Annotated in this window: 16 protein-coding genes; 7 read left to right on the top strand and 9 right to left on the bottom strand. The window is 46.5% G+C overall.

Going from position 1 to position 26,110, the window contains the following annotated elements; genetic code table 11:
- Positions 1-56 precede the first annotated feature (56 nt).
- Positions 57-1,541, bottom strand: coding sequence for an Asp-tRNA(Asn)/Glu-tRNA(Gln) amidotransferase subunit GatB (gatB, locus tag AC27N8_RS17670; RefSeq protein WP_487068710.1), 1,485 nt, complete (start codon positions 1,539-1,541; stop codon positions 57-59).
- A gap of 633 nt (positions 1,542-2,174) precedes the next feature.
- Here gatB and AC27N8_RS17675 point away from each other — a divergent pair.
- Positions 2,175-2,759: a GTP-binding protein gene (locus tag AC27N8_RS17675; protein WP_487068711.1), complete on the top strand. Its 585-nt coding sequence runs from the start codon at positions 2,175-2,177 to the stop codon at positions 2,757-2,759.
- 370 nt (positions 2,760-3,129) lie between these two features.
- Positions 3,130-3,819, top strand: a complete 690-nt coding sequence (locus tag AC27N8_RS17680; RefSeq protein ID WP_487068712.1) for a LuxR C-terminal-related transcriptional regulator — start codon at positions 3,130-3,132, stop codon at positions 3,817-3,819.
- A 263-nt stretch (positions 3,820-4,082) separates the two neighbouring features.
- Here the strand turns inward: AC27N8_RS17680 and AC27N8_RS17685 are convergent, their stop codons facing one another.
- Entirely contained in the window at positions 4,083-4,598 is a 516-nt protein-coding gene (locus AC27N8_RS17685; RefSeq protein ID WP_487068713.1) for a hypothetical protein, read from the bottom strand.
- A gap of 309 nt (positions 4,599-4,907) precedes the next feature.
- Here AC27N8_RS17685 and glgP point away from each other — a divergent pair, with 309 nt between their 5' ends.
- Positions 4,908-7,463, top strand: a complete 2,556-nt coding sequence (gene glgP, locus AC27N8_RS17690; RefSeq protein WP_487068714.1) for an alpha-glucan family phosphorylase — start codon at positions 4,908-4,910, stop codon at positions 7,461-7,463.
- 96 nt (positions 7,464-7,559) lie between these two features.
- Here glgP and AC27N8_RS17695 read toward each other — a convergent pair whose 3' ends face one another.
- Positions 7,560-8,015: a VOC family protein gene (locus tag AC27N8_RS17695; RefSeq protein ID WP_487068715.1), complete on the bottom strand. Its 456-nt coding sequence runs from the start codon at positions 8,013-8,015 to the stop codon at positions 7,560-7,562.
- A 300-nt stretch (positions 8,016-8,315) separates the two neighbouring features.
- Here AC27N8_RS17695 and AC27N8_RS17700 point away from each other — a divergent pair, with 300 nt between their 5' ends.
- The 4 genes from AC27N8_RS17700 (at position 8,316) to AC27N8_RS17715 (ending at position 12,213) form a co-directional block, all read left to right on the top strand.
- On the top strand, positions 8,316-8,975 hold the full coding sequence (locus AC27N8_RS17700; RefSeq protein WP_487068716.1) for an HAD family hydrolase: 660 nt from the start codon (positions 8,316-8,318) through the stop codon (positions 8,973-8,975).
- Positions 8,976-9,215: 240 nt separating this feature from the next.
- The gene (locus AC27N8_RS17705) at positions 9,216-10,163 is read left to right on the top strand and encodes a quinone oxidoreductase family protein (protein ID WP_487068717.1); all 948 of its coding nucleotides are present in this window, start codon (positions 9,216-9,218) and stop codon (positions 10,161-10,163) included.
- Between the two features lie 109 nt (positions 10,164-10,272).
- Positions 10,273-11,391: an aminotransferase-like domain-containing protein gene (locus AC27N8_RS17710; RefSeq protein ID WP_487068718.1), complete on the top strand. Its 1,119-nt coding sequence runs from the start codon at positions 10,273-10,275 to the stop codon at positions 11,389-11,391.
- A 255-nt stretch (positions 11,392-11,646) separates the two neighbouring features.
- Complete coding sequence (locus AC27N8_RS17715; RefSeq protein ID WP_487068719.1) at positions 11,647-12,213, top strand: flavin reductase family protein; 567 nt, start codon at positions 11,647-11,649, stop codon at positions 12,211-12,213.
- Positions 12,214-12,228: 15 nt separating this feature from the next.
- Here the strand turns inward: AC27N8_RS17715 and AC27N8_RS17720 are convergent, their stop codons facing one another.
- The 6 genes from AC27N8_RS17720 to AC27N8_RS17745 form a co-directional block, all read right to left on the bottom strand.
- Positions 12,229-15,003 carry a flippase activity-associated protein Agl23 gene (locus tag AC27N8_RS17720; protein WP_487068720.1) on the bottom strand — a complete coding sequence of 925 codons (2,775 nt, stop codon included), beginning with the start codon at positions 15,001-15,003 and terminating at the stop codon, positions 12,229-12,231.
- A 13-nt stretch (positions 15,004-15,016) separates the two neighbouring features.
- The gene (locus AC27N8_RS17725) at positions 15,017-17,311 is read right to left on the bottom strand and encodes a flippase activity-associated protein Agl23 (RefSeq protein WP_487068721.1); all 2,295 of its coding nucleotides are present in this window, start codon (positions 17,309-17,311) and stop codon (positions 15,017-15,019) included.
- A gap of 96 nt (positions 17,312-17,407) precedes the next feature.
- Positions 17,408-19,993: a DUF2298 domain-containing protein gene (locus tag AC27N8_RS17730; RefSeq protein ID WP_487068722.1), complete on the bottom strand. Its 2,586-nt coding sequence runs from the start codon at positions 19,991-19,993 to the stop codon at positions 17,408-17,410.
- A 232-nt stretch (positions 19,994-20,225) separates the two neighbouring features.
- Positions 20,226-22,019, bottom strand: coding sequence for a glycosyltransferase family 39 protein (locus AC27N8_RS17735; RefSeq protein ID WP_487068723.1), 1,794 nt, complete (start codon positions 22,017-22,019; stop codon positions 20,226-20,228).
- Positions 22,020-22,176: 157 nt separating this feature from the next.
- A complete protein-coding gene (locus AC27N8_RS17740; RefSeq protein WP_487068724.1) occupies positions 22,177-23,142 on the bottom strand; it encodes a GAF domain-containing protein in 966 nt (321 codons plus the stop codon).
- 280 nt (positions 23,143-23,422) lie between these two features.
- On the bottom strand, positions 23,423-25,927 hold the full coding sequence (locus AC27N8_RS17745) for an ATP-dependent Clp protease ATP-binding subunit (RefSeq protein ID WP_487068725.1): 2,505 nt from the start codon (positions 25,925-25,927) through the stop codon (positions 23,423-23,425).
- Positions 25,928-26,110: the final 183 nt, after the last annotated feature.

Here is a 26,110-nt window from a genome sequence, read left to right on the forward strand (position 1 = left end):
CAAGCGGCCGTGAAAACGACCGCTTGTTCATTCCAGCAACCTTAAAAGCTCAAAGTTTAAATCAGCTCGTCTAACTTCTTGCGTAAAAGTGGTTGCACAATATTCGCTTTCGCCTGGCTACGTGTCTGCTTCATAACCTGTCCCATCAGGCTCTGAATAACATTCGTCTTGCCGTTACGATAATCGTTGACGGCTTTCTCGTTGTTCGCAAGCACTTCATCAATGATGCCTTCCAGCGTTCCGAGATCACTGATCGGGGGCTTAATATCTTTTTGCTCAACGATAGCTTCAGGCAACTGACCACTGCTGAATGCTTCGTCCAGTATCTCTTTCGCCTGCTTGCCAGTAATGCGCTCTTTATCCAGTAAATCCAGCAGATTCGCGACAGCACCAGGTGATAAGGGAGATTCCTGCACCGAGATCCCACTGGCCTTCAGCAACCGTACAACCTCACTCAACACCCAATTGCTGGCTGACCTGGCACGCACCTTCACATCTTTGACCGGCGAGGATGAAACAACCTGCTCAAAGTAATCGCCCAACTGCTTATCTTCGGTGAGCACATTCGCATCCTGCTCCGAGATGCCATATGTTTCTTGATAACGAGCACGACGCGCATCTGGGAGTTCAGTCAGACCAGCACGAATCTCTTCGACAAACTCACGGCTGATAATCAATGGAGGAAGATCCGGTTCTGGGAAGTAGCGATAATCATCGGCATGCTCTTTCACACGCTGAGTCACCGTGATACCCTTATTTTCAATCCAGCCACGTGTCTCCTGCCGAATCTTTCCCCCGTTACGGAGAACTTCAATCTGGCGGCGTGCTTCATATTCCAGCGCTCGCTCAACCGAACGGAAACTATTCATGTTCTTAATTTCGGTCTTGACGCCCAACTCCTGCTGTCCACGAGGACGCACGGAGACGTTCGCGTCACAACGCAGGCTGCCCTCTTCCATACGACCAGATGAGACCCCGATGTAGATGAGAATTTCACGCAGTTTCTGCATATAGAGACGCGCTTCTTCAGGTGAACGCATATCAGGCTCACTGACAATCTCCATCAGGGCAGTGCCAGCACGATTCACATCAATCAGTGTATACCCTTGACGATGCAGAGAACGGGCAGTATCTTCTTCAAGATGGACACGCGTCACGCCGATACGGCGCTCCTGTCCAGCATATTCGATCGTCAAGTAGCCATCACTACTTAAAGGGATATCATATTGAGAGATCTGGTATCCCTTCATCAGATCAGGATAGTGATAGCTTTTCCTGTCGAATTTTGAATACTCAGGGATAGAACAATGTAAAGCCAGCGCGGTCATGATGGTATACTTGACCGCTTCCTGGTTAATCACCGGCAGCACCCCAGGCATTCCCATACATATCGGGCAGACGTGTGTATTCGGCGCGGCATTCGCGTAGTTGGTGCTACAAGAACAGAACATCTTGCTCTTCGTTAGCAATTGCGAATGCACCTCAAGTCCGATAACGACCTCAAAGTCCGTATCAATCGGAGTAGATGCAGTTGTCGTCATATGCGTGTTCTCACTCTATTTCTATCACGTTGCTCCACCGAAGAGAGAGCAACTGTCTATCGTTACCAGTCTAGCCCTTTCGCTATCATCCGTCAATGGGAAAGCCCAACAACTCTCGCCTGCACACCAGACACGAAAAGTGAAAGTACCGCAGTTTATTGTAGCACAGAACAGAAAAACTGACGCAGAGTAAGTTTTTTTCATACGTCATCCGACAAGAACACTTCTTTGAACCGTTCATTCATGTGGTCATTAAATGTTTCTCATAGATATGTGTAGTAAATATGGGCTACAATTTAAAAGCTGAATTTTTTAAGTAATTCAATTCTAAAGTGTGATGCGTATAAAGTGTACACAGCTTGAAACCAGATATTCAGGAATTTCAATTAAATGAGCTACTGACTGAATAAAAATTGGAAGAGATATGGTTAAAAATAGATAAGTAGCTTTCAACTCATGAACAGCTAGAGAGGAATCTGATCCGTGCCTTCACATCGGCACAGGAGAATCTAAAAAAATGCGGTTGCAGGCATCTATGGAATAATGTATACTGTCCCAGAAAGAAGTAGCTTAGTTTACATCTTACAAGCATGCAGATAACATGCTAAGAGAGTCGGCAGGAGAGCGTTACGTATGTCTCTAATTAATATGGCGAAACGCGAGATTAATTGTAAAATTGTCTATTATGGAATTGGTCTTTGTGGTAAAACGACAAATTTACATTATATACACCAGGCAGTAAATCCACATGACGTAGGAGAGATGGTCTCGATTGATACAGAAACAGAGCGTACATTATACTTCGACCTGCTACCACTAGAGCTAGGAAGAGTCAACGGTTTTAATATTCGCTTTCAGCTCTATACTGTCCCCGGTCAGATTCTTTATCAACAAACAAGAATTTCAGTACTCAAGGGTGCCGACTGCGTCATTTTTGTCGCCGATTCTCAGGCCAGCAAGTTGCAGGAGAATATTGAATGCTGGAATGAATTGCAAGACCAACTGCGTCGTATGAATAAGGACTCGTCCAGTTTTCCTCTGGTAATGCAATGGAACAAGCGTGACCTTCAGGATACATTACCCATTTCCGTCCTTGAAAAATACCTCAATCCCTATCGCGTGCCAAGCTTCGAAGCCGTGGCAGTCAAAGGGAGAGGCGTTATCGATAGTTTAAAAGTTGGCATCAACTCGACATTACGTAAACTTGAACGCATTTAGCAGTCCAGTCCCCTTGAGCGCATCTTGATGCGTACCGCAACTAACACGTCAATCCCCTCTGCGGGTGAAGCTACCCCTTCAGCCGCTCTCTTCATCCAACCGAACAGAGCGGCGACTACCTCCTCCCAAAAGTACTAGTTACAATTCGATACAATGGGGTAGAAACTCCTAGAGAAGCCCCTGAAATGGCCTGCCATCTTATAGACGCTTACAGCATTAATGTGTATAATGGGCACAGCCATACCGGTCATCAAGTCCCTTAATGAACCAGGGGACGGTCATTTTCTTGGGAGTTCAATTTAGATAGAAAAGAGTGTGGACAGTGCTACAATGCGCCTTGGTACTGTTCGCTCTTCTATGAAGGGATTACATGGATACGATACGTGTCATCATTATTGATGAGCAGCCACTCTTCCGAGAGGGTATTCGCGCCACTTTACTACGAATGGGCGACTGCGAAATTGTTGGAGAGTCGACGGATGCTACTGATGTACTCGAAATTGCCCGTACGTGCAACCCCGATGTAGCCCTCATCGATGCAGGACTCACTTCTTCTGATCCACTCGAAATCGCACGACAGATGCGTCATTCTTCTCCACGCCTGGCCATTATTATTCTCACACCGTCGGAGGACGAAGAGCGCCTCTTTCAATCTATTAAAGTGGGGGCCGCCGCTTACACGACACGCAATATTAGCGCCGAAGAGTTAATGGATACGGTACGCAAAGTCAGTCATGGTGAATATCTCATTCGCGATGATGTGCTTGCTAAACCACAGCTGGCCAGTCGAGTGCTGAAATCTTTCCGCGAGTTGACTGTGGAAGAAGAAGAGAGCGAGCATAAGGATCAATATTCTCCCCTTTCAACACGCGAGGTCGAGATCCTGGATTACATTGCACGTGGCAATAGTAATAAAGAGATTGCGAAATCACTAAAAATTAGCGATCAAACAGTCAAAAATCATATTACTTCTATTCTTAAAAAACTGTCTGTGAACGATCGAACAGCCGCAGTAGTACATGCATTACGACATGGTTGGATCAAGATGCATGAGGAATAAGCTTTTTGCGTTTTTTTTGTCAGAGGCGTTCCAGCCTATTTTTTCTATCTGGCAAGCATGACCACACAAGCGGACCTGCTTGCTTCATTATAACGAGTCGAAAACGCTTTCTTACAACAAAAGACACAACTGAAACGGTATATCCGCTTTGCAACCTGCCTCCGCGCAGTACTCTTTCACAAAAAATTTAGCTCAGAGATGCTCTGTAAGGCGGATGTGCTTCCTGGCAAGCAATCAGAGATGTATATTTAAACAGAGATATGTTATCCCCACATAGCCAACTCCATCCGCCCGCTATCGGCATTGATAAACACATAGAGATTCTGAGGCGATCCACCATCAGGAGCAACGGTCGTTTTGGGCGGAGCGATTTGCTGAAACCAGATAATCCAGACAGGCACATTCTGTAGATGCAGTCCATTTGGCATGTGAGTGTCATACGTCAGCAAAGCAGAGCGCACCACGATAGCCTTTGCACCGAGGGCAGCATCTGGATTTAACTGCGTGGCTATCTGTAATGCCTCTTCCTGGCTGAGATTAGTTGATTGAGTAGAAGGGGACAGGATAATCCCCGCCTTCGTAAGCACTTCTGACTCTGCTTCTGAAGCAAATACAGGACTGGAACTGACAGTAATCGAAGTCCATTGCGAAGTAATAGGTGACGTCCCGCGATGAAAAAAGAGCAGCCAGACCAAACAGAACAGCCCACAGCCAAGTAAGATTCCGCCCCAGAAATTTTTACGCTCATAGAGATGCACAAAAGCTGGCTTCCTTACCATGTACTATTCGCTCCCCTATCAATAACCTATGCACGCGATATATCAAAAAGATCCATTACGTACAAGTGCGTATCTTCATCTCAGTATAAGTCAAATTTCTAGAGAAAACAATCAGGCCACTCTAGAACAATATCGGCATGAAGAAAAGGTAAAATACATTATGCAAGGAAAAGGATCAAGCAAGTTGCCCGGTTTTCTGAAAAAAGATATACTTATATCAGGAATAAAAATAGAACATCGATTGAGGTTATTTCGCTTCTCAGTACACAAGCATACAGAGGTGGAAGATAAGAAAGGGAGCCTAACCGAGTGAAAGTCTACGGCCGTATCACAGTCTTTCCGATCATGCCTGCACGCATCAACAGATTGTACGAACTCGCCTACAATGTCTGGTGGAGCTGGCATCCAGAAGCACGTTTTCTCTATAGTTCCCTTGACTCAGAGCTGTGGGAACAGGTTGGGCATAATCCAGTACAATTTCTTAGCAGAATCCAACCCAAGAAACTCGAAGAGGCGGCAGAGCAGGCAGAATATCTTTCAGCATATGATAGTGTGATTCGTGATTACGATCATTATATTCATCCACGCCCCGAGGATACCTGGTTCTCAACCACTTACCCCGAATTACAAGCAGAAACAATTGCTTATTTTTCTGCCGAGTTTGGATTACATGAATCTTTACCTATTTACTCTGGTGGATTAGGTATTCTCTCTGGAGACCATTGCAAAGAAGCGAGTGATCTCGGATTACCCTTTGTCGGGGTAGGCTTTTTGTATCCTCAGGGTTATTTTCATCAACGCGTGAATCTGGAGGGCATTCAAGAGGCATCATACGATAAGTTGCACTTCTCTGATGTGCCCGCAGTACCAGCCGTCGGGCCTGATGGGAGCGAAGTGGTCATCAGTGTGGACTTACCTGGTCGCCGCATCTATGCAAAAATCTGGAAGCTTGTCGTTGGTCGTGTCCCTCTCTATTTGATGGATACAGATATTCCACTCAATGCGCCTACCGATCGTGAGCTATCGGCACGTCTCTACGGCGGCGATAACGAGATCCGCATCTCACAAGAAATTGTACTGGGCATTGGTGGCGTACGAGCCCTACGCGCCCTGGGCATTACCCCATCAGCCTGGCATCTTAACGAAGGACATGCAGCATTTCTTAGCCTGGAACGTTGCCGCGAACTGGTGGAAGCCGGACTGAGCTTTAATGAGGCACGTGAGGTAGTTAAAACGAATTCGCTTTTTACGACCCATACGCCTGTGCCAGCCGGGAACGATTCATTTAGCTACGAGTTAATGGATAAATACTTTGGTTCTTATTGGGGTCAGCTTGGTTTGACACGGGCTCAATTTCTCAATGTGGCACGCGAAGATCATAGCTGGGGTCCCAACTATGGCATGACAATTCTGGCACTCAAGTTAACAGGACATCATAACGGTGTAAGCAAGCTCCATGGAGATGTTTCACGTACGATGTGGCAGTTTCTCTGGCCAGGGCTCGATAAAAGCGAGGTGCCAATCAGCTCAATCACCAACGGCGTACATACATTCTCTTGGATCGCTCCCGAACTTAATGAATTATATGGTCGCTATCTTGATGCCGATTGGGGCAAGTATGTCGATGATCAGCAATTTTGGGATAACACAATCCAACGTATCCCGGATATTGAATTATGGAATGCTCATTTCAAACGGAAAGAAGCGCTAGCAGACTACGTAACCCGCAATTTGAAAAAACAGCACTTGCGCCTGGGAGCAGGCGATCGCCAGCTCACCGAGTTTGAAGGGATACTTAATCCCAAGGCGTTGATTTTTGGATTTGCACGCCGCTTTGCAACTTATAAACGTGCCACGCTGATCTTCCGCAACCTCGACAAGTTACGCCAGATTTTGAACAATCCCGAACGCCCTGTGCAAATCGTCTTCGCGGGCAAAGCGCATCCTGCGGATGATCCAGGCAAAGCGCTCATCGAATACATCTACAAGATATCGCGTCAGGATGAGTTTAAAGGAAAAATCATTTTCCTGGAAAATTACGATATTGATATGGCTCGCTATCTGGTTTCGGGTACCGATGTCTGGCTAAATAATCCTATTCGTCCCTATGAAGCCAGCGGCACCAGTGGGCAGAAAGCCGCTCTTAACGGTCAGCCTAATTGTAGTATCCTAGATGGCTGGTGGGCCGAGGGCTACAATGGCAAGAACGGCTGGGCGATTGGAGAGGAGCGAGAGTATCATGATCAGGAGATCCAGGCCGAAGACGATAGCAACTCACTCTACGATATCCTTGAGCATGAGATCATCCCGACCTTTTTTGACCAGGATACCAACGGCGTGCCGCATCGCTGGATGAGTTATATGAAAGAGGCTATTCGTACATGTGCCCCTCAATTTAGCATGCGACGTATGGTTAAAGACTATACGAATAACTTTTATGTACCAGAAATTCGCCAGGGGAATCTGGTTGATGCCAACCATTTTGAGCGCGAACGACAATTGGCAGCCTGGAAAGCACACGTCGAGCAGGTCTGGGACAACCTTGAACTCTATGTTGATGGTCGTCGTGAAGGTCAGCTCAGCCTGGGAGAGGGCATCGATGTCCATGCATGGGTACGTGCCAATGGCCTCAATCCTGAAGATCTGCGCGTTGAGCTGGTATATGGAGAAGCTGGCGATGAAGTTGCTCTCCCACAATACACTCTCCCCATGGAATTTGTTAAACGTGAAAACGATAATTCATATCGCTACGACGTTCAGCTAAAACCAGATGAAAGCGGGAGCCTCGCTTACAATATTCGCGTTATCCCCTCACACCCCGCCTTGCGAGAAAAATACGAAGTTGGTCTGATTCGTTGGGCTTGATGTCCAAGGGTGGCATAATATAGTCAATCAGAGGATCGTGGGGAGCTGTTTGCTAGCCAAGCACGGGTCTCTCCGGTCCTCTGATCAGCTTCTACGCTAGGCCGCGGTTCCCACAAAGATATTTTTAAGCAGTACACGTGCACTGACGGTCGTTTCAAGCAAGGAGAAGACATTTCCATCAGGATCACGAAAAACAGCTTCAACTCCATAGATCTGTGGTCTCGGAGCATGCACAAAAATAACTCCACGCTCCATAAGGGAAGCATAGGTTTTCTGGCAATCACTCGTTACAAAGATAGATGCCAACCTCTGTTCAAAATGTTCTACTAATTGATGCACATATGCCTCTCCATAGAGAGAAACGTCGGGAGTAGCCAGAACGAGCACTGGTTTCTGTTGTCCCGCTGGAGCAACTGTCAATAAACGTAATCCTGGTCCAAAAGTGATATCTTTACGCGTCTCAAGTCCCAGTGTCTCAGTGTAAAACTTGAGAGCTTCATCTTGATCTTTAACCAGAACAGAAATGTATGTGTGTGGAGAAATAAGTCTCATGGCTCCCCTGCAATCTATCACTGATAATTGAGAAAACTACAAACCCTCGCTACAAAATTATTCTTTCTGTTCTCCCATTATTATATAAAACATTTGTTCTAATTGCAAGCGAAACGAGAGATTAAATAAGGTCTGCCACGCTTAAAAATCGCTTTCATTTCGCAGACCACTCTCAGGCTATGTTAAAATTAAAATGAGTGGCGTGAGGCCCTTAGCACACAAATACTATGCAGAAAATTCTAGTATAAAGGTCCATATGATATGATAGAAAAATAATCATCTTTTACTTTTGGAGAAATAATGATACTCAAAGGATTTCTATTCGATCTGGATGGTACTCTGGCAAACACTCTGCCACTTTGTATCAAGGTGTATCAACAAACATTCAAACACTTTACAGGTCGCGATTATACCGAAGACGAGGTTACCAGCCACTTTGGCCTTACCGAGGCAGGCATCTGCCAACAAGTTATTCCCGAGCACTGGCAAGAAGGGCTGGCATTTTATCACCAGGCCTACGAGCAACAGCATGATGAGTGCCGTGATCCATTTCCGGGTATCGAAGATAACCTGAAATTGCTCAAAGCAAGAGGAGTCAGATTGGCGGTAGTAACGGGAAAAGGTGAGCATACAGCTCGTCTGACACTCAAATATCTGGGGCTGACAGACTACTTTGAATATGTAGAAGCAGGCAAGGAAGATGCCGTTGTCAAAGCGACCGCCATGCATACGATTTTAAAAGCCTGGCAGATGGATGCTCACGATGCCGCATACATAGGTGATTCAGCCTCAGATGTGGAACAATCCGCGCAAGCAGGCGTGCTTCCTTTAGCCGCCGAATGGGCAGAAACAGCCACGATTTATCTCCTGGAATCTGCTCAACCTTACGCAAGCTTCAAAACTGTCGCAGCCTTCAACGCATGGCTCCACCAAAATGTCGATCAGTTACCTGCCGCCTGAGTACTAAATAGCCCTGGATGCAATGAGCTTGTTTTCCTCAAAGCCGCCTCTGCTGGCCCTTTTGCTTCTACATTACTCCATCGATCAGTCAGACAGGCTAGAATGTACACACATATATGCTCATCAGAATTTGCGCTACGCCGTTCAAGTTTGGCAATACATGGATGATAGGCATACAATAAAGCCAGGGTAGGTAACATCGATGCGGATATTAGATACCAAGAAGGAGGATTCCATATTATGAAGGCAGTTCAATTTTCTCGCTATGGCGAACCCGACGTCTTAAACGTCCAGGAAGTTGCTGATCCCACTCCCAGTGCGAATGAGGTGTTGATAGCAGTGAAAGCGACATCAATAAATCGTCTGGACCTTTATCAGCGGAGCGGAAGTCGTCCAATCAACCAGCTACCGTTCACGCCTGGACTGGAAGCTGCGGGAGTCGTTTTGCAGGATAGCAATGGTTTTCACGAAGGCGACCATGTATTAACTACACATGCAGCTCAAGCCAGAGGTGGCGGTGGCTACGCTAGTAAAATTGCAGTATCAGCCGAGAACCTGGCGCATATACCGGAAGGTGTCCGCTTTGAAGATGCCGTGGCCACCGGTCTGGCAGCCTCAACGGCATGGGGAGGCTTATTTGACCTTGGACACATAAAGGCAGGCGAACGTGTCCTCATCTGGGCAGGGTCCAGTGGGGTAGGATCTATTGGCATTCAGCTAGCCAAGCAGGCCGGAGCATGGGTGGCAACGACAGCCAGTACAGATGAGCGCGTCGAAAATCTCAAAAAATTGGGTGCCGATCTGGTCATTAATCACCGCAAGCAGGATGTTGGCAAACTCCTACAAGAGCAGGGGGGAGCCCATCTGGTGCTTGAGCTTATCAGTTCTAGCTTACAGACAAGTCTGGATGCAGCCACAACCGATGGCAGAATCATCCTCATTGGCAATCTAGGAGGAAAAGAGGCCACCGTCGATACGCAAGCATGGCGCCTGAAACGCGTTCAAGTGATCGGTGGTGGAATGCTCCACACAAGCGTCGCCAATGAAGAAAAGTTTCTGAAGTTAGTAGCAGAGAAAAAAGTGACTCCTCTCATAGCGCAGACACTGCCTATTGAGCAAGCAGCTGAGGGACATCGCATCCTGGAATCGGGAGATCCACAGGGGAAGATCGTACTCATCCACGCATAAATCAAAACAGGAGTGCAGGTGATACTTTCTACAATCTATCTATCTTATCGCCTGCACCCATAAAAGAAATCATCTATGCTAACGCGATTAGCACAAGGAGAGAAACATTATGCCAAGCCAGGTTAGTAGTGAGCAGATCCTTTTTACACGCGGTGTACCCGCCGTAGAGGCTCTGCCAAACCAATTACTCAGTGAATGTATGCAGGCAGTTTTAGAGGGTCCTGATGCAAAGGCAATTCTGCAATATGGGCATAATGGTGGATATTTACCATTACGTCAGTTGATCAGTCAACAATATGAGGTTTCAACCGATCAGGTTCTCATCGGGAATGGCTCGCTCCACTTACAGGATATTTTTGCGGGCTTGCTGGTGAAGCCCGGCGATGTCGTCTTCGTCGAACAACCCAGCTATGATCGTGCCATCAAGACCTTCAGACGCCGGGGTGCAAAAGTTATTGGCATACCGCTAAGCTCAGATGGCATCGATCTGGCTGCCCTGGAAAAAGCGCTGGTCACCTATAAACCTGTATTTATGTACGTAATTCCTGATTTTCAAAATCCGGCGGGCGTTACTACTTCAACGGAAAAACGACAGGCACTCGTTGATCTGGCCGAGCAATATAACTTCTGGCTGGTTGAAGATGTCCCATATCGGACACTGCGTTATTCTGGAGAGTCACTGCCGTTGCTCAGAGATTTAAAATCTGAGCGCGTGATTACAGTCAGTTCATACAGTAAATTGATCAGTCCGGCGCTACGTGTAGGTTATCTGGTCGGTCCGCTCGATCTGGTGAAACAACTGACAAAACTTGCCGAGGAGACTATTTTAGCCCCCGTGCTACCAACGCAGGCTGCTATTGTTGAGTTCCATAAGCGCGGCTTCTTCGACTCAAACCTGAATAGCTTGAAGCAATTATATAGCCCTCGCCTGCAAGCAATTGTACAGGCCATCAAAACCTATCTCCCAGATGTTCCCTTTGCCGAACCAGAGGGTGGTTTTTTTGTCAGCATCACCCTTCCAACACGCTACAACGCGACAAGCTTGCTTGAGCGTGGAAAACAGGCAGGACTCATTTTGACTAATGGGCAAGATTTCTTTGCCGATTCAATCACCGGAAATGCAGAGACCGAACAAGGTCAGCGTTTTGTTCGTTTACCCTTCTGTGCATTAACAGCCGAACAAATCACAGAGGGCGTAAAACGTCTCGCTCAGGTAATTAAAGAATAACCTCTCTGCTAGAATCCGTTCAGGAGCGTCCTCCTTTTTCTATACACTACAGAAGAAGGAGGACGCTCCTGTTTATTTGCACCAACATGTGGACAATACAATGGTATCTCAATACATAAATTTATTTCATACAAATTATAACTTGAAAGAATTAAGGAACTGTGGTAATGTGCATATATGACAATCTTGATCAACATTATAATTTTGGAGTGGTGCTGGCTGCTCCTCAGATAAAGAGACGCGGGGAATTTTCACATGACTACCTTTGAATATCCAACTTCTATAGAGGTCCATCAGCCGATTATGCCCAATTTCATGATGCACGAGATTGACGCTTCACATTATCACAACATTATGGGATATTTTGCCGCTGGAGTGGTCGTCATTACCGCCAATTATCATGGACAGCCAATAGGCTTCACCACACATTCATTTTGTTCTGTCTCAGCCGAGCCAGCACTGATCAGCTTCTGTGCTGGAGATACTGCCACTATCTGGCCTTTGATTGAAGCCGCCAGCACATTTTGCGTCAATATCCTCTCAGAAAAACAAAAAAACATCAGTACAATCTTCTCACGAAAGGGCGGAGTGCGTTTCCAGACAACCGAGTATAGTCAGGGGACGTCGGGGGTTCCTATTTTGCCTGGAGGTCTGGCCTGGATAGAATGTAGTAGCGTAGCTCTCTATCCTGCGGGTAACCAGTTGATCGTACTTGGACGCGTACATCATATGGGACGGCAAGCCGATGGTAAGCCTCTTGTGACGTACAATGGATCGTTTGGGTCCTTTGAAACGCAACCAGAGGCTCACCAGGGACATTAAGAACAGGATAAAGCCTTACGGCTTTACCCCTGTTTTTGTGATGACATCACTTTTAATAAACAAGCCCATATCATAAGTTCCGTCAGTACTTCCGAAAGCTTTACGATACCATAACCACTGCCAGATGTTACTCGCCGCTTTGCCAAGATTGAAAGTTGCTCCTGGTGGTGGATTATCGCCATAGCTAAGCCAGAGCCAGGGTCCAACTCCTACATATTGTTGTGCAGGGAGACAGCTATTGGTCGCGGAACGCTGGCACGGAGGCGGCATATATCCCTGATCCCACTGTGTACGCAAATGGTACTGGTGGAACAGGTAGGTTTCACTATACTGATATTGTAAAGAAGACATCGCCTCTCCACTTGCGATCACGACGGAAATATTATTTTTCATCGTAATCGAGCACCCATCAGGATAGTTGAAGCAGACATTGGTATAGTCGCGCACGTACCAGGCAAATGGCCAGGTCGCATCATCAGAGATGCCAATAGGCAACTGATGACTCCCGCCATATAACTTCTGGTCTAATAAATCAATCTTACTCATTACAGTGTCCACATCAGTCGTTGTCTGCACATAGATCATCATCTCATGTGGAGCATCAGCTGCGTGCACAAACGAGAGCTGAAACATATTCTGTAAGGTTGGGATAAGCAAGATGACGGCCAGCACAACCGTCGCGATTGAGCCACCAAGCGCATATCTACGACGGCGTGGAGGCGCGACCAGCACAGGCGAGGACGCGTTATGCTGTGGGTAGGCAATGTCATCCTCAACGTCAATCTCCTCCTCGTCAGGCAACGCTGAGGATGCTATCTCATCCTCAGAGGTTGAATTTGTGGCGGCTTCGCTTTCAGATGAGGATGCTACCACAGCCTCATTCTCAGAAGTAGGAGTTGTTGCCGCTTCGCTCTCAGGCAAAGATACGGTGTCATCCTCGACCAAAGAAGAAATGGCTGGTGAAGCATTTGCTACGTATCCATCAGAGGCCGAAGCAGCAACAGCAAGCGAGCCTTCAGGAGCGGCAATAGCAACATCCGCTTGCCCCCAACGTGATTTAATTGCATGGAAAACAGTCGTCACCGCAGGTTCAAGAGCAATAGCAGCCAAAATCATCATGGGCATGGTCATGTGAATCGTCAACCAGGGCATTTTCTCGCCCGCCCAGGTATAAATAAACACATTTCCCACAAACCAGAAGACCAGGAAGAGGCGTAGACGCGTTGGACGCAATAGACAGCGTACGACTCCAGCAAGGCCGAAGACCAGACCGATCTGTTCATAGAGAGGAATCAAAATGAAGTAATAGTACCAGGGTTGTCCACCACGAGCGAACTGCTGTTGCTGCGTCCAATAGTATATACCCTGCCAGATGCCATCACCAAGACCAGCGGGAACATTCGTAAAGAGGACGGTAAAAAGCACCATAAACACGAACCAACTACAAACGATAGCAAAAAACCAGTGCGTCCAGGGCATCGTCACGATCGTATCGATGAGGCTCTGCTTCTTGGGATCAACAAAGCGAGCAAGCCCTCGTCGTCCCTGCGTATCAGACACTCTTTGTTCACGCAATAATAGTATAAAGACAACAGCCGCTAACACGATACCTAGCCAGGGCAAAATAGATTCCGTCACGGTTTTCAAGTGCGCCACATACTGATCAGAGATAGCTCTATTGGCAGCACTTTTCCCCATAAAAACCGAAAGCATACTGACTTCACCTAAAACAAGCTTGGCAATGATACCAATAATAATGAAATAGACCAATACGGCCCAGGGGGCAGCTGTCTTTGGCGCATATCTTTTCCATAACGAGGAGGCCTTTTCAGGGAACAGAAGCTGTTTGCGTACACCCAGTTCCCAAACAATGATGGCGCCCAGGAAGCTTCCATACACACCAATCGTCAAAAAGGTAGCTTCTTTCGTCGCATAGGAAAGGGTCAGGGATAAGGCTGCCATCAGGAGCCACCAGGGGTTGCGGCTACGTAGATAGCGAGCGGTAGCTACTACCAGCATCAGCGTAAAGCAAGCCATGTAGATATCTTCACGTGCAAAGCGCGAATAATAAACGAGGCTTGGTGAAACCGCAAGCAAGAAACATGCCAGCCAGGCACCTATTTTTCCAATATGATAGCGTAGCAAAAAGGGCAGGCCGACAATGACTGTGCCCAGGGTCGCGGCAGCGATACGCACAGTTGTTGGATTAATGCCATGATCGGGTGCACCCAGCCAGGCGCTAATCTGATAGACCAATGCAATCGCATGAAACTGAAACGGCCCATGGGTCAATGGGTCATAACGATAACAGGATGCAGCAGCGGTCTTCGCGCAATACAACCAGTTATCGACATTATCATGGAGTAGAACCATCGAAAAATATGCATGTAGGCTTTCATCATGGTGCAAAGGCTTATCGCCCAGGCCCCAAAAGCGTAAGATCGCCCCCAGCAAAATAACAGCCCCAAACGCGATGCCTGTCCAAAGCTGATCGCGCGTTGGTGGCCAGAACTGGCGACGTTGATAGCCCTCATCCGCCTCATCCTCCTCCGAAGAAGTATCAACCTCATCCTCACGTGCCTCAGCCTCCGCTACAGACTCCTGATCATCCACTGAGGTCTCGTTTACTGTACTGATGCCATCGCCGCCTGCCACCGTCTCAGCAGGCTCCGAAACATGATCAATGGTGGTAATAGCATCACTATTACCACCATCGGTATCATGTCCCTCAGAAACCAGACCATCAGGAGCGATCATCTCGTCTTTTGGTTTGTCTTCATAGCTCTTCAAAGCGTCTCTCTCCCTATGGGTTTACCCCCAAATCACTGCGAATAAACAGCCCCATACCAGTGGCACCCGCTGTGCTACCAAAGGGTCTTCGTAACCACCACCAATCCCAAACATTTCTGACGGCCAAGCCAGGATCAAATTGAGCATCGATGGCAGGGGCATCCCCGTAACTCAACCAGCGTAGCGGACCAACGCCTCCCCAGGTCGGTTGACCTTGACAGGATGTTGTGGTGCTGACAATACATGGGGCTGGCTTATAACCCTCATCCCACCAGCTACGCAGGGCATATTGATGATATCGATAGTCGGATGCGTCCCTCGTACTCGTACTTGTAACAGCCTGATCCTGTGATTTATCCCCTCCTGTAACAATTACTTCAGGGTTCGCATTGGCACAGCCTGTAGGGAAACCATAACAGACATTGGTGTAATCGCGCAAGTACCAGTAGAAAGGCCAGGATGCATCTGCCACTACTCCAATCTTGAGCAAATGTTTTCCATGATAGATTTTTTGATCAAGCAGGTCAATTTTATCCATCACAGTCGCCACATCCATCGTGGACTGTACATAGATCATCATCTCATGCGGCCCATCAGCATAATGTACGTACGTGAGTTGAAACATATTTTGCAAAGTTAGGATTAATAGGAACAACGCAACAATGGCTCCAAAGATTGCACCAAGTTTCGGTTTCTGACTTTCTACTGATTGTATCCTATTCTCACCATTTTTCACATCTCTTTGGATCTTTTTCACCAATGTGATCATAACTTCAGTCACAGGTTCTAATCCCATCGCAGCCAGTAGCAACATCGGCATAGCGATATGAATCACCAGCCAGGGCATCTTCTCGCCCGCCCACGAATAGATCGCCAGCGTTCCTACAAACCAATAGACGAGAAAGAGACGAAAACGCGTTGGGTGCAGCACCGATTTTACGATACCTACGATACTAAAGATCAGACCGATCTGCTCATAAAGCGGTAAAAGCAGTAGGTAGTAATACCACGGTTGTCCACCACGAGCGACCTGCTGTTGCTGCAACCAGTAATAAAGTCCCTGCCAGATGCCATCACTAATTCCCATGCTCAAGTTTGTAAAGAGGACAGAAAATAAGAGCACAAAAATACATGCTCCAATCACGAAAGCACTAAACCAATGTATCCAGGGCATAGTCACGATCGTCGTCAAAATCGGTTGTCTGATCGGATCGATACGAGACGCCAAACGAGATTGTTTTAAGGGAGAAGACTTTCTCAAGTGTTCACGCCTCCAACAAAGCAGCGCACACAGTCCTACAAGCATACCAAGCCATGGTAAGAGCGTCAAAGTCTGGAGCTTCAGATTTTTGACCACCGCATCCGAGGATGAGGTATTGATAGTAATATAAGCGGCCGTCTCTTTCATCCAGCCAAAGAACCACATTCCCAGCGGCGCACAGATCAAAATGAGCACGACTATTCCCAATGGAGCAGCCGTTTTCGGAGCGATGCGCTTCAGCAATGATTTGGAGCGGAAGCGCTCTCGCAATGGCAATCTGACTCCCATTTCCCAGGCAATGATTGCTCCAAGAAAACTTCCGAATACTGCCATGCTTAAAAAGGTTGCTTCTTTTGTCGCATAGGAAAGCACAAAAGCGACAACCGCCACGATACACCAGCGAGCACTACGACTACGTACATAGCGTCCAACTGCCGCTACAAGTAGCATCGTAAAGAAAGCCATATAGATATCTTCGCGTGCAAAGCGTGAATAATAGAGCAAACTCGGTGAGATCGCAAGCAAGAGACAGGCGACCAGGGCATTACGCCTGCCACCTAAATAATCCTGCAAAAAGTATGGCAAGCCCACCATAGCAGATCCAAGCGTCGCCGCCGCGATTCGCAATGAAGTTGTATTTACTCCGTGATCTGGTGCCCCCAACAACTGGCTGATTTTGTAGACAAGTGCGATAGCATGAAATTGAAACGGACCATGCATGAGAGGATCATAATGATAACATGCTGTTCTCTGCTCAAAACAACTCTGCCAATTCTCCATTTGATGCATCAATTGCAAAGAAAAATAAGCATGCAAACTCTCATCATGATGCAATGGTTTGTCACCCAACCCCCAAAAGCGCAAGATGGCCCCGAAAACTATGATAGCGATAAAAGGAAGCCAGCGCTGAATTTGCTCTCGTGTAGGCACAAATCTTTTTTTTGAGGGTATCCACTCACTTTCATTGGCGATTTCGGTATGATTTATCTCAGCAACTTCAGTACGACTTATATCAGCAACGTGCCTAATATTTTGTTTTTGCTTCATTTATCTCCATTCCCTCCAAACACTTCACTCTCATCGAGAGTGCTATCCACCGGATGTATAAGAGCACACAATCAATCTCTTTGCCCGCCACAACCTCTAATCATTCATCCTATAAATCACTACTCCATGCTGATTGTAGATAATTTGCATGAAAGCGCGAAAACGCGTCAAATCCACATTGGGATATTTAATCCGTTCGAGTGCGCCAACATAGACATACTGAGCATGATAACGAGCCAGAGTACTCAATACAGTAGCAGGCTGGGTACTTGTATAAATGGTGTTAATATCCGGGCCGCGATTATTAAAATCTTGCTGATTAGCCGGATTATTCTGATTATTGATCCAATTAACCCGCCATTGTAACTCATGCCCGGGCCAATTGATAATCGTAGGCAATCCAGTAAAGACAGAAACACGTCCATTGTAGTGATAATCGTCGCCATTGGCCTCAACAATCACAGGATCACCTGAGATATGCTCATTCAACCAACGAATAGCAGTATAATCTCCTGATGTGTCATAATCACAATCGGGCACATTACATGATGCCAGATATGCCATACCATCCAACGTATGCGTATTTAGAAGGTAGGGATGAGGATGGGCACTATCAATACGTTCGTAACGCGTTGCAGGAGATAAGAGCGGAAAGACCATACTGGCCAGGACAAGTATTAGCAAGACACCTCCCCAGCCACCAATCAACCCACGTGCAAGCCAACGCTTAAGCCCGGAAAGCATGTGTAGAGAACGGAATCCCTCAAAAATGAAAAACAAACCAGCACTTGCACAGATTGAGAGTAACGCCCAGGACTGGAAATAAAATTTAAAGATGGTATTCATACGCTGAGAACCACCACCCGAAAAAACATCCTTTAAAAAGAAGATTTCACAGCCCGCAATGATTGTGAATGCTGCCACTCCCAGCAATAATGTGAAAGCATGTGCTCGATTCTCAATATGGTAAAACAGCAGTACAATGCCAACGAGAGCCAGAGAGAATCCAGCCAGACAAGTTGTATAAGCGGGTAGAAAGGTCAGCACAGTCAGGCATCCTATTAAGAAGATGCCAACACCAGAAGCAACGAGAAGTAACAACAGTAACTGCCTTCGACGCAGTTTGATAACCGCTGGCGCCGCTACTTTCTCCACAACGCATACCTGGACGGCCGCGGCAACTACGCTCTTGTTCTCATACTCATACCCAACATTTTCATTTTGCACTCCTCTCTCAAGTAGAGGCTCCAGAAAGGATTTTTCGTCAGGCACGTCATCCGCAACATCCTCATATGACAGGGCCGATTGAAATCTCGGAAGACCGAAACGATGATAGAATGGCGATTGTTTCAGGACGCTGCTGATCAGCAAGGAGAGAAAAACGAAAATAAAAAGTCCATAAATCAACAGTTCGCTTTCCAAAGAGGAATGATTGGGGAGCGACGCAAGACCAATTCCTTCAGAGGGAGAGATGAAATATAAATAAAACGGTAGATAGAAAATAAGCGACAAAGGAAGCAGGCATCCCACGATCTTCAGGCAATCAATGAGCAGAGCTAAGCGAAAAACAGGTTGATGAGACAGTCCCTGTTGCAACAAAATACAGATGACAACAAGTCCCATATAGGTAGGATAATCCCATCCATTCATGACAAACAGGCCACCAATGATGATTGCAGTCACACAGAGATTGAGGTATTTCTGCCAGCCAGTCCCAAAAAGCTCTAGCCCTTTACCAGATGGCTCCAAAAACCAGTTAAAGGCAACACCAATGCATAAGATCGTAAACGCCAACGTCAAAACATGGGCATGGAAACAGGAAAGCATAAAGCTAAAGGCCGGAAATTCATTGATAGTGTTATCAATAACTCGCGAAGGAATAAACCAGTTAAAGCGATAACCAATTTCTCCATGTTCAGCCCACCATTGTTGGGTCGCAGCCAAATTTCCCAGCACAAGAGCCATCAGCACGCATATAAATCCGTAAGGGACAGCAGCCAACAACGACGGCAATGAATGATGATCTGTCTCGCCACCAAGCAATTTTTGTTGATGATGACGTGCCCAGGCAACAATATTACACGCGACGCCGAACAGATTGAGTGCAGTCAAACCATAAAAAAAACTAATGCCGGTATTAAAAGCAACCGCTGAAGTCTGCCCCAGTACTTTCGCCAGTGTGGCAATCGTATAGTGAGCATAGTAGTAATAGTTAATACTATAACCTGCATACCACATATCCTTTGGAGGAAAATGAGTGCTGCGCATAATACTGGAGACAAAACCCTCATCCATAAACATCTCAAAATTATGGATATCCGGCCTGAACGAACGCAAGCCACCAAGGAGCAGCATCATCCCCAAAAAGACAACCTCAGTCATAGCAATATAAGCAAGGTGACGACGAGCCAGACTTATAATCTCGCTATGCATCTTGAGAAAAGCTAAGCTACTGCCCACAGCCAGAACAAAGACAATACCAAGGACAAAAGGCCGACTATAGGATAAAAAGTGCAGGCTCATTAAGAGTATCCACACAGGAAAGACCAGAACAATCACCCCGAGAGCTTTACTAAAAGCCCATCCACGATCGGGAAGATTGCGAAAAATCGTAAAGGTCAGAGGGAGACAGAGCACACCTAATCCTTCAGCCAACGCCCACATTTGCAACAGTTCAATCATAAAAACTCGCTTACATCGCAACAATTAGCAGACAGTCCACAAAGATCAGGAATCTCGTTTAGTCCCATCCACTACACTACTGATTCACTAACACCTTATTCAAATATATAATACACCTACGAACAAACATAATGTTTTTATCCACTAAGATAATCCATCAGCACTAAAAATGACATATTCCCTGATGAAGCAGGGAATATGTCACGTAAAAGGGGTCAACGTAACAATGGTATCAGGGCAAGTGAACACCAGAAAGAAGTTTCGCCTGGAGTTGCTGAGAAGTGTAAGGATAAGGGGAATCGCGTACAAAAATCCGTGCAGTGGGGTGATCAAAAACGGAATAGCTTTCATCTGCATCACTATCATCGAGTGTAATGCCAAACAGATGAGGATGATTGGCAAACGTTGCAGCAAGATGAAAACCCAGTTGACCACTAAATAACAATTGATAATAGCGCGTTGTCAAGGGATAACGTTCAGGATTTTTAGGGATAGACTTATCCAGACGATCAGTGGGCATTGTAATAGCATTTACCCGGGGCAAGATGGAGGACAGGAGTTGTGCTTTGGCTTGCGTATCATCGCCATAGAGATCTAGACCAGTAACAGTCTGCCCCCCCTCAATATAAGACTCCTGAACATACATACCAGGAGAGCGACCCGCGATAACCACAGGCAAAGCGTCATCCCATTGCTCATACGTCAGGACATTCCCAGCTGGTAAATGTTGATAGATCCACTCAGACGCCTGAATACGTGTGTTCGGTTCGCTATAGACGTTCAACAGTGCCAGACCTTGAAAAATTGTGCCACCTAACACTACAATAATCAAAGCAGCTTGCAGGAATGGTTTAATCCAATGAAGACGTTCTAGATAATGCTCATCCAGCCAGCCAATTTTCTGCACCATGACGATTAAAAATGCCGCCGCCATCAGCGCTAGAAAAGGATAGAGGGGCAGCATATAGCGCATATATTTCACAAAGAGAGTACAGATAATTGCACCATACACCGCTACCCAGGAAAATACAACCAACCAGGGACTAAAAATATCATTCCATAGCAACCAGCAGAGCCAGAAAATCCCAAGGATAGAGGCCACTCCCAGCGTCACCCCTAATCCCCACAGCACAATATTCTTACCTTGATACAGTACGGGAAGCGTGCCGAAAAACTGACGTATATAAGGGAGATCTAATGAACCACGTACCAAACTACTCTGATCTGTCACTTGCTGGATAAAATTAGACATATCGAGCAAGGCGTATGGCTGCGTCACAAAGAAGATTATGATGACAAGGACAGCCGCCCACAGCAATGAAACTGCCGCAGATAAAAGATCTCGTCGTTGATACCAGCGCAGCCCCGTTGCCACCACTAAGACGATAGCTAAAGGTGCCGCACTAAACTTTGTGGCCATCGCCAATCCATATGCTATGCCAGCCAGAGCAGACCAACCAGCAAGGCGTTCTGTATCAATCATAACAACACATGCCAGGACAGTAAGTAGCACAAAAAAGTTGAGAAGCGTATCTACCGTATAAAAATGCGACAGTTGCAGATCAAGAGGAGAAAAGGTCATAAACGCTGCTGCTAACAGCGCCATATTCCACGCATAGGCCTGTAATTGGCTCGTTTTGCGGGCCAGGATAAGCGCCAGATATCCAGTCAGTATCACCGTACCGCTGTCGAACAAGGCTGATATTACCCGGCCGACTAATGTCAGAGGCACAAAATTAGTAGCATCAGTAAGATTGTAACCGAGAAGGTGACCAACCAGGGCCAATAGATAAATAGGAAATGATCCATAGGCAAAAAACTTCGGGTTCAATGGAGAAGTGACTGGATTGAGGAACTGTGTAAAACTGGTTGGCCAGGCAATGGCCGTGACATGAAAGAGAATCTGTCGTTCATCTGGATGAAAGCTATTTCCACTGTCCCAATTCAAGCCGTAGAGACGCAAACCAAAGCTTAAACAGGTAATGCCTAGCAATACCCAAAACTGCCAGCGTATGATGCGCTTCACGTTTTTCCTTTCTCTAAACTCGCGCGAGAAGGACAATGCAGAGGGACTAAACAAACCGCTAAAAACTCATTGGTAGTATAATGCTTCCCTGGTACGTGGTCAAGAGGTGTCAGAGCCGTTATAACGCCAACGTGATAGGTTTTCTCAAGCAGGCAATCTATCGAAACGCTTGCAACAACTCTTGCTCTAGCTGCTGCAAAAGCAAACGTTCGACGTCCGTTCCATACCCGGGAAGTTGCGCCGTGGTAGTCAGCATTCTCTCTCGGTACGACGCGAGATATTCACGCTGAAAGGACAGATCAGGCAGACAACCAAGCTTTATCTGTTCTCGCGGATAAAAAATTTTATGTGCAAAGGCAATGGTAATTAATTCGGTATAATGTTGTACCAGCCGTTGCCGTGCCTCCAATTGAAAGTAATCGGGGAGGGTCGCCACAATCATCAAGCAACCAGCTACCGCATCAGCAAGATGGATCGGATAAGCGATCATGCTCTCGTAATGGCGATCCTGCCAGTAGGGAAATAATTTATTCCGCTGCGCATAGTTACGAATCACAAAAGAATGTCCCGAGGAAACCACGTGCCCCGCCAACGACCCATGGCCAAAAAAAAGCATCGGGAGCGCTACTTCATTCCATGAAGGATACGTCCCTCGCCTCATATCTAAATAAAGGCTACGTACAGGATTACCTGGCGCAGGTGGCGTACATTGGGCAATCATCGCATTCATCCCGGTCTGATTGGGATCTAATTGCTGCATAATTTGCCTGAGCACAAGATCACAGATTTTGTTAAAATGCTGAACTTTTGGTGCTGAAGTATGTGATTGAATCACTTGTGCGTAGAAAGAAGGAGGAATCTCGTCAGAAACAGGATCATCAGTCACGACAGCCACAAAATTTGTCCCAAACTCATCAGACCACAGTTTCAGAAACGATTGTCGATATTCAGGGAACATATGCAACAATAAACGTAATTTTTGGGGTCGAGGTTTAGATTCACCAGTAATCCAGCGTGTCAAAGTAATGGGGCTCACGCCCAATCCATTGGCTATACGTTGTTTTTCCTGAGTATCCTTAACAATATGACCTAACATTTCCCGCCACATCTGAGAGGCTGGCACGTTTCTACTCCATTAATTCAATTAAAAACGATACACCCTATATGTATAGTAACAGCAATGTCATTAAGCGTCAACTCACAGGCGCTCTAAAATAGAGTCGATTCAAAGTTATATCAAAGTCGATACTTTCACAACTATGCCAACTCAATCTCAATTCATGAACAGAAATAACTACTGTAATCTGACATCTGTTCACATTGTGAGAAACTCTTCATTGGTAATATCACATATGCGGATACACCTTTGCCGTAAAGATGAATATATCTTTTATAGATATCTATTATGCCGCAGCATGATTATTGTCATGAATATCAGGTATGATAACAGTATTTCTGCATTTCTGTTGCACCACAATAGAGATTTCACCGTCAATCACATCAGCCACGATGATAGACTCAGAAGGTATTTGTCCCCTTAGGAGCGCTTCAGCCAATGTATCATCTAACAAACACTGGACGATCCGTCGTAAAGGACGCGCTCCATACTCCACATCATAGCCACGTTCAACCAGCAACAACCTCAAGGCTTCAGTAACCTGTAGATGCATCTTTCTTGCAGCCATCCTCTGCTGCGTTTGAATAATCATAAGATTAACTATCTCACGTAAATCTGCACACTCCAAAGGATGGAAAACAATGACCTCATCAATACGATTGAGCAATTCTGGACGAAATACATCTTTTAATCCTTGAGAAATAATCTCTAGCCGCTGCTTAGAATTCTCTTGAATTTGATCCTGCTCGCTGCGCCGGGTAGTAAAACGCATCACACCATGTGTAGAATGAGTCGTCCCAATATTTGAGGTGAGAATAATAATAGCATGCTTAAAATCTACGGTTCGGCCATGAGCATCTGTCAGGCAGCCATCTTCAAAAATTTGTAGCAGCAAATCAAAAATCTTGGGGTGAGCTTTCTCGATCTCATCAAACAGAATCACGCAATAAGGACGACGGCGAACAGCCTCAGTAAGTTGCCCGGCCTGATCATAACCAACATATCCAGGAGGGGCACTGACAAGACGTGAGGCATTGTGACTCTCCATAAACTCTGACATATCCAACTTGAGCATAGCATCCTCATTGCCAAAGAGAGTTGCGGCCAGAGCGCGAGCCAACTCAGTCTTCCCGACTCCGGTAGGTCCCACAAAAACAAAAGAGCCAATCGGACGACGTCTGTCACATACATCCACTCTGGAACGACGTATAGCCCGAGCAACGGCCTGGACAGCCTCATGTTGTCCGATGACACGTTTATGCAGGTCCGCCTCTAGATTGAGTAACTGTAATCGCTCCTGACCTTCTATCTGCATCACTGGAATACCAGTCCACATCGTCACAACCGTCGCAATATCCTCAGAAGTAACCACTGCTGCATGTTCACGATAATGAATAAACCAATCTTGTTCAGCCTGCCAGAGCGTGTGTCTTACCTGACGTTCCTGACTCAAAAGTTGGGATGCGCGTAAGAAGTTCCGCCCTGCCACGGCATAATCCTTGTCTCGTTGTATTGTCATCAGTGTGTGACGTATCTGTACTACCTCATCGGGAAAGAAAGAACGACGCACACAGACACGCGCAGCGGCTTCATCGATCAGATCGAGCGCTTTGTCAGGCTGGAAACGGCTCTGGATATAACGAGAGGACATAGTTACAGCAGCCAGGAGGGCCTCATCGCTGATAGTAAGATGATGATACTTTTCAAAACGAGGACGCAGTCCCTGAAGGATAGATAATGTCACCGCCGGAGATGGCTCAGAGATAATCACAGGCTGAAAACGGCGCTCTAATGCTGGATCATTCTCAATCGTCTTACGATATTCGTCAAGGGTCGTAGCACCGATACATTGAAACTCTCCACGCGCCAACATCGGTTTAAACAAATTAGCAATATCGAGAGATCCATCGGCTACGCCTGCCTGGGCCAATGTATGAAGTTCGTCAATGACAACGATAATTCCTGGCGTCGTAACCAGTTCATGAAAAATATGTTTCAAGCGCTCCTCTAAATCGCCTCGGAACTTCGTCCCTATCGCAAGCAAGCCTACATCCATTGCCACAACGCGATAATGCAACAGGTTTTCAGGCACACGACCTTGTACGATACGTAAAGCTAATCCCTCAGCAATGGCGGTCTTCCCCACTCCCGCCGGACCAAGCAGAACAGGATTATTCTTTGAACGTCGCAATAAGATCTGCATTGTACGCTCAACTTCATCATCGCGTCCTATCAGAGGATCAAAAAGATCGTCCAGAGCGGCCAGTGTCAGATCGCGGCTCACCTCATTGAGCATAGGAGTCGCCTCATAACATGTACGATAATGAGTAGTCTGGAGTAAACGCTCATAACCACCATTCATCAAGGCCTCAAATTGTGCGCGAGCGATATCCAGATGGATACCAAAACTCTCCAGGACCCCTAACGCAACGCTACTCTGTTCCCCCAAAATAGCCAGAAACATATGCTCAATACTCACCACCCCTACCTCATCCATACTGGCAATCTCTTCGGCGCGTATCAGGGTAGCGCGAGTAGCCACATTTAATGAGGGCTCACTCAAAATAGCACGGCTCCCCCGTCCCATGACAAAATCTAAGGCTTGAGTGATACTCGACGTACTTACGTGCATAGACGCAAATAATCCTTCAATCAACGTATTCTGGATGCGTAGAATGCCAAGTAGCAGATGTTCAGATCCAATTAAACGATGCCGTAAACGTTGCGCCTCTTCGCGAGCATAAGCAATAACTTGCCGCACATCGGGACTGTATTTATCATATTTCCCCATCAACTCTCTCCTTGTCGCATCATGGTGATCGCAATAGCTTATGAGATAGATATCGGGAGCAACGATGTTTTCTAACAGAGTGGTGTACAGAGTAAGAGGAAAGTAGAGGAGAAAGTCCCAGGCAAGCATGCTCAATTGCAGGATGCGATCATTTTATATGTCAGGGCACAAAAAAAGAACTGG

It is taken from the genome of Dictyobacter sp. Z7_2, from assembly GCF_057551105.1.